This window comes from Streptomyces sp. LBL, from assembly GCF_029893585.1.
Taxonomy (GTDB): Bacteria; Actinomycetota; Actinomycetes; order Streptomycetales; family Streptomycetaceae; genus Streptomyces.
Genome location: NZ_JARXYX010000001.1, coordinates 21,783 through 33,861 on the forward strand (window position 1 = coordinate 21,783; position 12,079 = coordinate 33,861).

At 70.4% G+C, this 12,079-nt stretch carries 10 protein-coding genes; 6 read left to right on the forward strand and 4 right to left on the reverse strand.

Features of this window, described 5'->3' with window-relative positions; all coding sequences use genetic code 11:
* The first annotated feature begins 44 nt into the window (after positions 1-44).
* Both M2271_RS00100 and M2271_RS00105 read left to right on the forward strand, forming a co-directional pair.
* On the forward strand, positions 45-1,091 hold the full coding sequence (locus M2271_RS00100) for a LacI family DNA-binding transcriptional regulator (RefSeq protein ID WP_280884942.1): 1,047 nt from the start codon (positions 45-47) through the stop codon (positions 1,089-1,091).
* Between the two features lie 321 nt (positions 1,092-1,412).
* On the forward strand, positions 1,413-2,849 hold the full coding sequence (locus M2271_RS00105; RefSeq protein WP_280884943.1) for a benzaldehyde dehydrogenase: 1,437 nt from the start codon (positions 1,413-1,415) through the stop codon (positions 2,847-2,849).
* Between the two features lie 102 nt (positions 2,850-2,951).
* Here the strand turns inward: M2271_RS00105 and trxA are convergent, their stop codons facing one another.
* Complete coding sequence (trxA, locus tag M2271_RS00110) at positions 2,952-3,338, reverse strand: thioredoxin (RefSeq protein ID WP_280884944.1); 387 nt, start codon at positions 3,336-3,338, stop codon at positions 2,952-2,954.
* Positions 3,339-3,460: 122 nt separating this feature from the next.
* Between trxA and M2271_RS00115 the strand changes: the two genes are divergently transcribed.
* On the forward strand, positions 3,461-4,894 hold the full coding sequence (locus M2271_RS00115; RefSeq protein WP_280884945.1) for an NAD(P)/FAD-dependent oxidoreductase: 1,434 nt from the start codon (positions 3,461-3,463) through the stop codon (positions 4,892-4,894).
* Positions 4,895-4,923: 29 nt separating this feature from the next.
* Here M2271_RS00115 and M2271_RS00120 read toward each other — a convergent pair whose 3' ends face one another.
* Complete coding sequence (locus M2271_RS00120) at positions 4,924-5,571, reverse strand: peptide deformylase (RefSeq protein ID WP_280884946.1); 648 nt, start codon at positions 5,569-5,571, stop codon at positions 4,924-4,926.
* Between the two features lie 149 nt (positions 5,572-5,720).
* Here M2271_RS00120 and M2271_RS00125 point away from each other — a divergent pair, with 149 nt between their 5' ends.
* Positions 5,721-7,124: a PepSY-associated TM helix domain-containing protein gene (locus tag M2271_RS00125; protein ID WP_280884947.1), complete on the forward strand. Its 1,404-nt coding sequence runs from the start codon at positions 5,721-5,723 to the stop codon at positions 7,122-7,124.
* Between the two features lie 116 nt (positions 7,125-7,240).
* Here the strand turns inward: M2271_RS00125 and M2271_RS00130 are convergent, their stop codons facing one another.
* Both M2271_RS00130 and M2271_RS00135 read right to left on the reverse strand, forming a co-directional pair.
* Positions 7,241-7,588, reverse strand: coding sequence for a tetratricopeptide repeat protein (locus tag M2271_RS00130; RefSeq protein ID WP_280884948.1), 348 nt, complete (start codon positions 7,586-7,588; stop codon positions 7,241-7,243).
* 104 nt (positions 7,589-7,692) lie between these two features.
* Complete coding sequence (locus tag M2271_RS00135) at positions 7,693-7,848, reverse strand: hypothetical protein (protein WP_280884949.1); 156 nt, start codon at positions 7,846-7,848, stop codon at positions 7,693-7,695.
* A 95-nt stretch (positions 7,849-7,943) separates the two neighbouring features.
* Here M2271_RS00135 and M2271_RS00140 point away from each other — a divergent pair, with 95 nt between their 5' ends.
* On the forward strand, positions 7,944-8,909 hold the full coding sequence (locus M2271_RS00140) for a pirin family protein (protein WP_280884950.1): 966 nt from the start codon (positions 7,944-7,946) through the stop codon (positions 8,907-8,909).
* A gap of 846 nt (positions 8,910-9,755) precedes the next feature.
* Positions 9,756-11,939: a hypothetical protein gene (locus M2271_RS00145; RefSeq protein ID WP_280884951.1), complete on the forward strand. Its 2,184-nt coding sequence runs from the start codon at positions 9,756-9,758 to the stop codon at positions 11,937-11,939.
* Positions 11,940-12,079: the final 140 nt, after the last annotated feature.

The window sequence follows — 12,079 nt, forward strand, 5'->3', positions numbered from 1 at the left end:
GCGACGTTCCCCCACTCGAAGGCCCGGGAACAGGTTCTGCAAAGATGCGGTACGTCATGGTGCAATTACCGAAAACGCCCACGCCCGCGTCGCCCGTACCGCGCTCTGTACCCACGAGCGCCGATGTGGCCCGCCTGGCCGGCGTCTCGCGCGCGACCGTCTCCTACGTCCTCAACAACACCAGCGCCGTCAGGATCAGCGAGCCCACGCGCCGCCGGGTCCACGAGGCCGCGAAGGAACTCGGGTACGTGCCGCACGCAGCGGCCCGTAGTCTGCGCGCCGGACACAGCCGCATGGTGCTGATGCCCGCGCCGACCGTCCCGGTGGGCCCGCTCTACGCCCAGTTCCTCAGCGAACTCCAGTGGGAGCTGGGCCGCCTCGACTACACGGTCGTGCAGTACGGCGCGGTCGGCCTGCACGGCACCGAGGCCGCCCGTGCCTGGGCGGAGCTGCGGCCGGTCGCCGTCCTGCTGCCCGGCTCCGACCTCGACGCGAAGGGCGTGACGGTCCTCAAACGCTCCGGCGCCCGGGCGGTGGTCGTCCTGGGCCCCGAGTCCGTCGAGGGAGCGCACGCCCTGCTGATGGACCACGCGGCCGTCGGCGACTGCGCGGCCACCCACCTGTACGCCCGCGGCAGGCGCCGTATAGGTGTCGTCGTTCCGCGGGAGCCCGGGCTGGAGTCCTTCTCCGCGCCCCGACTTGACGGTGCACGCGGCGCACTGCACGGCACGGACGCCACGGTCGTCGAACTGCCCCTCGCCTACGAGGAGGCGTCCGCCGCCCGGCTCGCCGCCCGCTGGCGGGACCTCGGCCTCGACGCGGTGTTCGCGTACAACGACGAGTACGCGATGCTGCTGATGCGCGCCCTTCAGGACGAGGGTGTCCGCATCCCCGAGGACACGGCGGTGGTCGGCGCCGACGACCTCATGCTCGGCCGGCTCCTGCGGCCGCGGCTGAGCACGGTCCACGTCGAACTGCCGTCCGGTCGCGACCTGGCCGAACTGGTCGACCGCGCGGTACGCGACCCGAACGCCGCCCCCGAGACGCACGAGGTGCTCGGCGCCTCGATGGTGCACCGCGACTCCAGCTGACACGGGCGCACGCCGCCTGGCACGGGCGCACGCCGCGTCGGGTCGGATCGCGCAGGACGGCCACCGGATCTCGTCGCATCATCGGAATACGGGCCGTGTGCGCAGACGAAATCCAAGCCGTCCGCGCACACGGATATAAGCCGTCCGTGCAGACCAGATCCAAGCCGTCCGCCCGGACGGATACAGGCCGTCCGCGGGTTACGGCGGGCACACCGTTCGCCGTCCGGCAGGACTAGCCTGTTGAGTGCTCAACCATATGGGGGCGGGACACGGGACTCCGCTTCCCCTGTGCGTCCGCCGGTGACCGAACGGAGAGCCGTCATGTCATTGCTCGACCCCGAGAACTGGCAGTCCCGCAGTCTGTCGGGACCCGAACACCCCGTCACCGAGCCCGCCACCGGCGACACGCTCGGAACCGTCTGCCTCGCCACCGCCGAGGACGTCGAGACGGCCGCCCGGACGGCCCGCGCCGCCCAGACCGAGTGGGCCCGCGTCCCGCACTTCGTCCGGGCGGGGGTGCTGCGCAAGGCCGGCGACCTGTTCGCCACGCACGCCGACGAACTGCGCGAATGGCTCGTGCGCGAGTCCGGGTCCATCCCCGGCAAGGCCGACTTCGAACTGCACGTCGCCGCCCAGGAGTGCTACGAGGCCGCCGCACTCGCCTCCCGCCCGGCCGGGCAGGTCCTGCCGAGCGAGGCGGCCCGGCTGTCGTACACCCGTCGAGTGCCGGCCGGTGTGGTGGGCGTGATCTCCCCGTTCAACGCCCCGCTGATCCTCTCCATCCGCTCCGTCGCCCCGGCGCTCGCCCTGGGCAACGCGGTCGTCCTGAAGCCGGACCCCCGTACGGCGGTCTGCGGCGGACTGTCCCTCGCCGCGATCTTCGCCGAGGCCGGGCTGCCGGAGGGCCTGCTGCACATCCTGCCCGGCGGGCCGGACGCGGGCCAGGCCCTGGTGGCCGACCCGGGTATCCCCGTCATCTCGTTCACCGGATCGACCGCGGCGGGCCGTGCCGTCGGCGAGGCGGCCGGCCGCCACCTCAAGCGGGCGCATCTCGAACTGGGCGGCAACTCCGCCCTGATCGTGCTGGAGGACGCCGACCTGGACGCGGTGATCTCCACGGCCGCCTGGGGTTCCTTCTTCCACCAGGGCCAGATCTGCATGACGACCGGCCGCCACCTGGTGCACGCGTCCCTGTACGACGACTATGTCGAGCGGCTGGCGGCGAAGGCCGACTCGCTGGCCGTCGGCGACCCGCACCGCGAGCAGGTCCACCTCGGCCCGATCATCGACGACGGCCAGCTCGCCAAGGTCAGCGGCCTGGTGGAGGCGAGCACGGCGCGCGGCGCCAAACTGGCGGCCGGCGGCACCCACGACCGGCTCTTCTACCGGCCGACGGTGCTCGCCGACGTCGACGACCGCACCCCCGCCTACACGCAGGAGGTGTTCGGCCCGGTGGCGCCCGTACGATCCTTCGGCACACCCGACGAGGCGGCCGCCCTCGCCGCGGCCGGCCCCTACGGTCTCTCGCTCGGGATCGTCACCCGGGACACCGCCCGCGGTCTCGACCTCGCCGAGCGGATCCCGACCGGCGTCGTCCACATCAACGACCAGACCGTGAACGACGAGGCCGTCGCTCCCTTCGGCGGCGTCGCCGCGTCCGGAACCGGCGCCCGCTTCGGCGGTGACGCCAACCTGGAGGCCTTCACCGAGCTTCGCTGGACGACGGTGCGCGGCGACGTGGCGACGTACCCGTTCTGAGAACGCTGAGAGGCTGAGAACGCTCAGACGGCTGGGAACGCTCAGACGCTGGGAATGCCCAGACGCTGGGAACGCTCAGACGGCTGAGAACGAGCAAAGGGCTTACTCGCCGTTCTGCCCCGCCTGAGCCTGCTGCTCGGCGACGGACTTGCGGACCTCGTCCATGTCCAGCTTGCGGGCCTGCCCGATGACGTCCGTCAGGGCGGCCTCGGGCAGCGCTCCCGGCTGGGCGAACACGGCGACCTGGTCACGCACGATCATCAGCGTGGGGATCGACTGGATACCGAAGGCCGCGGCCAGTTCCGGCTGCGCCTCGGTGTCCACCTTGCCGAACACCAGGTCCGGGTTCTCCTCGGCCGCCTTCTCGTAGACCGGCGCGAACTGACGGCACGGACCGCACCAGGCCGCCCAGAAGTCGATCAGGACGAACTCGTGGTCCGTGACCGTCTCATCGAAGTTCTCCTTGGTGAGCTCCACGGTGCTGCTCATGGCGTGATCCCTCTTCCTGATATCGGGGGCGAAGCCGTGGGCAAGAACACGGCGGCGCTGGACCGTATTCCGCGCGCGTACCCCCTGTGGCCTGAGGGCACACCACCCACCAGACTGACCCCATGACGGAAACGGAATCCATCGCCTATGACGTCGTGGTGCTCGGTGCCGGGCCCGTGGGGGAGAACGTCGCGGACCGCACCCGTGCGGCCGGACTCTCCACCGCGGTCGTGGAGAGCGAACTGATCGGCGGCGAATGCTCGTACTGGGCGTGCATGCCCAGCAAGGCCCTGCTGCGCCCGGTCATCGCCCGCGCCGACGCCCGCCGCGTCCCCGGTCTGCGCCAGTCGGTGCAGGGCCCTCTCGACGCCTCGGAGGTCCTCGCCCACCGTGACTACTACACCTCCCACTGGAAGGACGACGGCCAGGTCCAGTGGCTGGAAAGCATCGGCGCCGACATCTACCGCGGCCACGGCCGACTCACCGGACCGCGCACGATCACGGTCACCGGTCCCGACGGAGAGCGGCACGTGCTCACCGCCCGGCACGCGGTGGCTGTCTGCACCGGCACCCGCGCCGTCGTGCCCGACCTGCCCGGAATCGACGGCGTCAGGCCGTGGACCAGCCGCGAGGCCACCAGTGCCAAGGCAGTGCCCGGCCGGCTGGTCGTCGTGGGCGGCGGAGTGGTCGCCACTGAGATGGCCACTGTCTGGCAGGCCCTGGGCTCGCAGGTCACCGTCCTCGTCCGCGGCAAGGGCCTGCTGAACCGCATGGAGCCCTTCGCCGGCGAACTGGTCGCCGAGGCGCTCATCGAGGCGGGCGCCGGCGTCCGCACCGGCACGTCCGTCGAGTCGGTCACCCGGGAGGGCGGCACGGTCGTGGTCGTCACCGACACCGGCGACCGTATCGAGGCCGACGAGATCCTCTTCGCCACCGGACGCGCCCCGCGCACCGACGACATCGGCCTCGACACCATCGGCCTCGACCCCGGCTCCTGGCTGGACGTCGACGACAGCCTGCGGGTCACCGGCAGCGAGTGGCTCTACGCCGTCGGCGACGTCAACCACCGTGCCCTGCTCACCCACCAGGGCAAGTACCAGGCCCGGATAGCGGGCGCCGCCATCGCCGCGCGGGCCTCCGGGGTGCCGCTGCTGGAGTCCGACCCCTGGGGCGCCCACGCCGCCACCGCCGATCACGACGCCGTCCCCCAGGTCGTCTTCACCGATCCGGAAGCGGCCGCGGTAGGACTCTCCCTCGCGGAGGCCGAACAGGCCGGCCACCGGGTCCGCGCCGTCGACTACGACCTCGGCTCCGTCTCCGGAGCGGGACTGTACGCCGACGGCTACAAGGGCCGCGCCCGCATGGTCGTCGACCTCGAACGCGAGATCCTCCTGGGCGTCACCTTCGTCGGCCCCGGCGTCGGGGAACTCATCCACTCCGCGACGATCGCGGTCGCGGGGCAGGTCCCGATCAGCAGGCTGTGGCACGCGGTTCCGTCGTATCCGACGATCAGCGAGATCTGGCTGCGGCTGCTGGAGGCCTACCGGGACAACTGAGGCCTACCGGGACCACCAGGGAAGCGGGGCTACCAGGGAAGCTCGAACCCGAGAGACGTGGCCGCCTCCTGAGGAGTCGGCTGCGTCCACCGCTGCGCCATCGCCTCGTTCGAGGACAGTGAGCGCAGCTCCGCGCGGTCGAGGTAGAGCAGGCCGTCGAGGTGGTCGGTCTCGTGCTGGACGATCCGGGCGGGCCAGCCGGTGAACACCTCGTCCACCGCCCGGCCCCGCTCGTCCTCACCGGTCAGCCGCACCTCGGCGGGGCGGGCCACCACCGCCTGCCAGCCCGGCACGCTCAGGCAGCCCTCGAAGAACGCGGCACGGGTGGTGCCGACGGGTTCGTACGACGGATTGACCAGCACCCGGAACGGCTGCGGGACCCGGCCGCGCGCCAGCCGCACCTCCTCCGGGACGGGCGCCGGATCCTCGATCACCGCGATGCGCAGCCCCACCCCGACCTGCGGCGCGGCCAGGCCCACGCCCGGCGCCGCATGCATGGTGATTCTCAGGGCCTCGACGAAACGGGACAGCAGCGCGGGGTCCAACTGGCCGTCGAAGCGGTCGGCGCCCCGCCGCAGCACCGGATCGCCGGCCGCGACGATGGGCAACGGGCCGTCCGTGGCGAGGAGTTCCTCGACCAGGTCGGCAACGGGCGCGCGATCAGGGGGAGAAGCCATCCCGCCAGCATGCCACGGCGCTCCCGGACGACCCGGCCACCCACATGTGACGCGCGCCACCCGTTACTCCGGGAACTCGGCGCCCCCTCTCCCCGACTACTGGACCGCTACAGCTGAGAAACGTCCCTTGCCCCGGGAGGACCCCGCCGATGTCCACCGCTCCCTCGACCACCACGGACGAGGCGCCGCACACCGCCGCCACCCCGGCGCCGTCCCTCAGCAGATGGGCCCCGCTGCGCCCGCTGGTCCTGCGTCTGCACTTCTACGCCGGAGTGCTCGTCGCCCCGTTCCTGCTCGTCGCCGCCGTCACCGGTTTCCTGTACGCCGGTTCGTTCCAGGCCGAGAAGTTCGCGTACGCCGACGAGATGACCGTCGCCGCCGTCGGTGACGCCAAGCTCCCCATATCCGAGCAGGTGAACGCCGCCCGCACGGCGCACCCCGAGGGCACGGTCTCCGCCGTACGGCCCTCGCCCGCGGCCGACGCGACCACCAGAGTGCTGCTGACCGGCGTCAAGGGCGTCGACCCTGACCACACGCTGGCCGTGTTCGTCGACCCGTACACCGCGAAGGTGCGGGGCGCGCTCGAACAGTACGGCTCGACCGGCGCCCTGCCCCTGCGTACCTGGATCGACGAACTCCACCGCGATCTCCACCTGGGTGAGACCGGCCGTCTCTACAGCGAGTTCGCCGCGAGCTGGCTGTGGGTGATCGCGCTCGGCGGTCTGCTGCTGTGGTTCACTCGCCGCCGCGCCCTGCGCAGGCTGCGCGGCACCGGCGGACGCCGTCGCACGCTCGGGCTGCATGGCACCGTCGGCGCCTGGGCCGCGGCCGGGTTCCTGTTCCTCTCGGCGACCGGGCTGACCTGGTCGACGTACGCGGGAGCGAACATCGACGAACTGCGCACCTCGCTCGGCCAGGCCACCCCGTCGGTCGCCGCGACGGCCGGCGGCGACCACGCGGGCCACGGTGCCTCCGCCTCGGCCGGGGACGCCGAGCACGGTGCCGGCCTGGACAGGATCCTGGCCGCCGCCCGCTCCGAAGGGCTCGGCGACCCCGTCGAGATCGTTCCGCCGGCCGACGCCTCGTCCGCGTACGTCGTGCAGCAGATCCAGCGCAGCTGGCCCGAGAAGCAGGACTCCGTCGCGATCGACCCGGCCACCGGTGAGGTCACCGACGTCCAGCGGTTCGCGGACTATCCGTTGTTGGCGAAGCTGAGCCGCTGGGGCATCGACCTGCACACCGGATCACTTTTCGGGCTGGTCAACCAGATCGCCCTGATGGGCCTGGCGCTCAGCCTGATCCTGCTCATCGTGTGGGGCTACCGCATGTGGTGGCAGCGCGGCCGCGGTTCTGCCTTCGGCCGGCCGATTCCGCGCGGTGCCTGGCAGCAGGTGCCCCCGCAGATCCTGGTGCCGTGCGCGGCGGCCGTCGCCGTCCTCGGCTACTTCGTACCGCTGCTGGGCATCCCGCTGGCCTCGTTCCTCGTCGTGGACGTCGTCCTCGGCGAGATCGCCCACCGGCGCGGGCCGGTGAGCGGTGCCGACGTGAGGTAGGGCTCCGGTGCGGGACGCGGTGCGGGCCCGGCTCCTCGAAGATCGAGGGGAGCCGGGCCCGCACCATGACCGGTTCAGTGCTCACCATCACGGATCAGAGCTGCATCACGACCGGTTCAGAGCTGCTCGAAGTCGCCCGCGAGCGCCGAGGCGAAGCGCAGGTGCGGCTCCGCCTCCTCGCTCCGGCCCTGCCGCTCCAGGGTGCGACCGAGCATCAGCCGGGCGTAGTATTCCACCGGGTCGCGCTCGACGATGATCCTCAACTCGTGCTCCGCTCGCCGCAGTTGGGCCGAGTGGTAGTAGGCCCGCGCCAGCAGCAGCCGCGGTCCGGTCTGCTCCGGCACCTCCTCGACCAGCCCGCCCAGGACCCGGGCGGCTGCGGCGAAGTCCTTCGCGTCGAAGAACATCCGCCCGCGCTCCCAGCGCTCCGACGGTGTTCCGTGGTCGTAGTACGTGATGTTCACTGCCGACCTCCTTCGCGGGCGTCAACCCGGCGAGATGGTCAAACATTCCACTACCGGGCTCCAGCGCCCCGGTTGCACGCCCCGGTTTCCACTACCTGGTTCCGCTACCGCGAGCGGGCGATCAGCTCCTCGATGATGCCCCGGACCTCCACCGGGTCGATCTTGAGGGCGTCGGTGACCTGGCCGGTGAGCCCGTCGCGCTCGACGGGCGCGTCGGCGATCACGGCGATCCGCAGGGTGACCAACTGTGTGGTGGCCATGAGGCCATAATGTGCATGGATACTATCTCCATGGCTACCAATGGGTGCGGGTTCGGGCCTGACGGGGAAGCCCGCGCGGGGCTAGGTTGAGCGGCATGAGCAATCTTGATCGCGAGGCGGTTCCCGCGCTGTGCGGCGGCCGTGGTTTCGTGGTGGCGGAGCCCGTGCGTGAACTCCTCAGTCCCCGTCGTGTCAAGCTCGGCGAGTCCACCGAGGTGCGCCGTCTGCTGCCCAACCTGGGCCGACGCATGGTCGGCGCCTGGTGCTTCGTCGATCACTACGGCCCGGACGACATCGCCGACGAGCCCGGGATGCAGGTGCCCCCACATCCGCACATGGGTCTCCAGACCGTGAGCTGGCTGCACGAGGGCGAGGTGCTGCACCGTGACTCCACGGGCAGCCTCCAGACGATCCGCCCGCGCGAACTGGGCCTGATGACCTCCGGCAGGGCCATCAGCCACTCCGAGGAGAGCCCGAGGCCGCACGCCCGTGTCCTGCACGGCGCACAGCTGTGGGTGGCGCTCCCCGACGGCCACCGCCACACCGACCCGCACTTCGAACACCACGCCGACCTGCCCCGCGTCACGGCGCCGGGCCTCACGGCGACGATCGTCCTCGGCGACCTCGACGGCGCGCGCTCGCCCGGCACGACGTACACCCCGATCGTCGGCGCCGACCTGGCCCTCGCCCACGGTGCGGACGTACGACTCCCGCTGGAACCGGACTTCGAGTACGCCGTCCTGTCGATGTCCGGCGAGGCCCACGTGGACGGCGTGCCGCTGGTGCCGGGCTCGATGCTCTACCTCGGCTGCGGCCGCCGCGAACTCGCGCTGCGCGCCGCCTCGGACGCGGGCTTGATGCTCCTCGGCGGCGAGCCGTTCGAGGAGGAGCTGATCATGTTCTGGAACTGGATCGGACGATCGCAGGAGGAGATCGTACAGGCGCGTCGGGACTGGATGGAGGGGTCGAGATTCGGGGAGGTGAAGGGGTATGAGGGGGATCCACTGCCTGCCCCCGAGCTGCCGCCGACGCGTCTGAAACCGCGGGGAAGGGCCCGCTGACCGCGCTCTCTTCGGTGTGTCTTCCGCAAGAGCCACATGGCCGCCAGTCCGGCTACGGCCAGGAGCGCGCGTCGCCGTAATTCTCGTTGCCGCTGTGCCTGGTGGTGGGGCGTCCCTTCCTCTTCTGCATCGCGTTGCCTCCCCCTCGATCCTGCTGGGCAGTGTGGAAGTCTCCAGAGACGGTGCCAAGAGGGCGTTACCGGCCATTGATTGATAAGCAGGTGTTCCGTAGGGGCAGAGGTTGCTTCCTGCGAGGTGGTGTACGGGGTTCCGCCTGATCCGGGGGTTTGCCTCGGTGTCGGAGTGAATGCAACAGCCTGGTGTACCGGATTCATCGACACCGGACACGGCAATGGCGAAAGCGAGGGCATCAACCGCGTGATCAAGCGCGTGATCAAACTCGTCGCCCCGTCGTCTCGAATCACACCATCGGGTGATCCGATCAGTGGCAGGTCGACGAAGTCCCGGGCGAGGTTCCGACGCTCTCCCCTGCGCTTCGTTTAGGTGACTTCATACGCCCTGAGCTGCGCATATTATTGATCATTCACCCAGGCGGTGGTGCGTGATCGCCCGCTCCGTCATCCCGTCGGACGGGCTCACGTAGGCCACTGATGCAACAGGCGGTAAGCCTCGGCGGTAGGCCAGAAGGTGATATACCTCTGGGTGATGGGGGCGCGGGGATCGGGGGATTCACGTATTCGCAGTTGTATTCACTTCTGGCACGATCATGTCCGCAAGTAATCAAGTCTGCGCAATTTCTATCACCATGTGATTCATATCTGATTCATATCTGATCCACTGTTATGCCGTGCCGCGCTGACCCGCGGCACGGGGGGGGAGTTCATCATGCGTTGCATGCTGTTGAAAGCCGGTGTGTGCGGCAGCGCTGCCGTGCTCGCACTCGTCACGTCGCCCATCGTGGCGAGGGCAGCCACGCTGGAGCCGAGGATCGACCTGAAGGTGCTCGTCGTCGATGACGGGGGTCCGGCCACCGGGGCCATCACCGCCGAACTCGACTCGGCAGGCACCCCGTACACCAGGGTCGACCTGGCCGACAGCGGGCGGCCGCAGATCAACGCCGCCTTCCTGAGCGACACCGTCAGCGGCCGTCCCAGGGCCAAGTACCAGGCCGTCGTGCTGCCGAACGACAACCCGTTCGGTGCAGGCTCCGCCGAGATGGCGGCTCTGGCGACCTTCGAGCAGACCTTCGGCATCCGGCAGGCCGACGCCTACACCTACGCCAGGCCCGAGGTCGGGCTGAACTACGCGCAGTCGCCCGGGTACATCGGCTCGCTCGACGGCACCACCGCCCAGGTGACGTCCGCCGGGAAGTCCGGATCCTTCGGCTACCTCGGCGGCAACGTCCCCTTCGAGGACAACGCGCCCGACGTGTCCGAGAGCTACGGCTACCTGGCCGTGCCGCTCGCCCAACAGCAGGCCGGGGCCACGTTCACCAGCTATGTGGACGCCCCGATCCCGGGCAGCTCCGCGCGCGGCTCGCTCGTCGGCGAGTACGCCCACGACGGGCGCCGGGAACTGGTCGTCAACTTCGTCTACAACCAGTACCAGGAGCAGTACCGGCTGCTCACCCGGGGCATCGTCGAGTGGCTGACCCAGGGCATCCACCTGGGCGCCGACCGCAACTACTTCGCGGTTCACGTCGACGATGTCCTCCTCGGCGACGACCGGTGGAACACCTCGCTCAACTGCACCCCCGGAGACGTGGACTGCGCCCCGGGCGGAGGTGCCACCCCCGACCCGATCCGGATGACGGCGGCGGACGCACAGTACGCCAAGCAGTGGTCCGCCGGCCACGGACTCACTCTGGACATGGTGTTCAACGGCGGCGGCAGCGAGGACTACAAGGCGGATCACGGTGGCGCCGACCCGACGGCGGACCAGCTCATCGCCGACAAGAGCACCTTCCGGTGGGTCAACCACACCTACCAGCACCCGTTCCTGGGCTGCGTCCAGGACGTCAGCGTGGTGCCGTGGAAGTGCTCCACCGACGCGAGCGGAAAGATCCAGTGGGTCAGCCAGGCCGACATCACCTCGCAGATCACCCAGAACCGTACCTGGGCCAACGGCAAGGGCCTCGCCCTCGACAACACGGAACTGGTCACCGGTGAGCACTCCGGGATGAAGGTGCTGCCGCAGCAGCCCACCGACAACCCCAACCTTGCCCCGTCCCTCAACGCCACCGGGGTGAAGTGGCTTGCCAGCGACAATTCCCGAGACCCGCAGCAGCGCCAGATCGGCTCCGCCCTCACCGCGCCGCGCTTCCCGATGAACGTCTACTACAACGCGGGCCACGCGACCGAGGAAGTGGACGAGTACAACTTCGTCTACACCAGCAAGGCCGACGGCGGCAGCGGCATCTGCGAGGGCTCCTCGACCACCACCTGCCTGAGCGCCCCGCTGGACCCCCAGACCGGCTACCCGTCGTACATCGTCCCCTTGGAGAGCCGCATCGCCCTCGGGCACGCGCTTTCCAACGACCCCCGGCCGGTGTACATGCACCAGTCGAACCTCGCCGAGGACCGCATCGCCTACCCGGTGCTGGACAAGATCCTGGGCGACTACACCAGCCTCTACGCCGCCAACACGCCGCTGGTCAATCTGCGGCTGAAGGACATCGGGACCGAGCTGAAGTACCGCGCCGCCTGGGCCGGCGCAGTGAAGAACAACCAGGTCACCGCCTACCGGATCGGCAACACGGTCACCATCAGCTCGCCGAACGGCACCCAGACCAGCGCGACCATGCCCGTCGGCACCGTCCAGAGGCAGCTGATCGGCAGCACCGCCTTCGGCACCGCCTACGCCGGGCAACTGTCCGGCTGGACCACCCCCGGCACGCTGCAGACCTCGATCACCCTGCAACTGACCACGCAGGCCACGCCCGCGGCCCCCACCGGCACCGGCACCGGTACCGCGAAGGCAGCCGCACCGGCGCCCGCGCTGCGGGTTCCCAGTGGTGTGGCCAGCCCTGTCCCGGCAGGCCCGGGCGACACCGCCCGCCGTAAGCGCTGACCGTGATCAACGGGCGCGGCCGACACGGCCGGCACGACGGGCGCAACCGTCCCAGCGGGCCCGACGGGACACGGGGATACGGGGACACGGGGACCTTGTCAGGGACCGACCGCACCATGCCGGCATGGGGGGACACACCG

Excerpts from the sequence above, each read along its gene's own strand:
- M2271_RS00100 (WP_280884942.1), top strand. The coding sequence starts at position 45 with ATGCGGTACGTCATGGTGCAATTACCGAAAACGCCCACGCCCGCGTCG.
- M2271_RS00105 (WP_280884943.1), top strand. The coding sequence starts at position 1,413 with ATGTCATTGCTCGACCCCGAGAACTGGCAGTCCCGCAGTCTGTCGGGA.
- trxA (WP_280884944.1), bottom strand. The coding sequence starts at position 3,338 with ATGAGCAGCACCGTGGAGCTCACCAAGGAGAACTTCGATGAGACGGTC.
- M2271_RS00115 (WP_280884945.1), top strand. The coding sequence starts at position 3,461 with ATGACGGAAACGGAATCCATCGCCTATGACGTCGTGGTGCTCGGTGCC.
- M2271_RS00120 (WP_280884946.1), bottom strand. The coding sequence starts at position 5,571 with ATGGCTTCTCCCCCTGATCGCGCGCCCGTTGCCGACCTGGTCGAGGAA.
- M2271_RS00125 (WP_280884947.1), top strand. The coding sequence starts at position 5,721 with ATGTCCACCGCTCCCTCGACCACCACGGACGAGGCGCCGCACACCGCC.
- M2271_RS00135 (WP_280884949.1), bottom strand. The coding sequence starts at position 7,848 with ATGGCCACCACACAGTTGGTCACCCTGCGGATCGCCGTGATCGCCGAC.
- M2271_RS00140 (WP_280884950.1), top strand. The coding sequence starts at position 7,944 with ATGAGCAATCTTGATCGCGAGGCGGTTCCCGCGCTGTGCGGCGGCCGT.
- M2271_RS00145 (WP_280884951.1), top strand. The coding sequence starts at position 9,756 with ATGCGTTGCATGCTGTTGAAAGCCGGTGTGTGCGGCAGCGCTGCCGTG.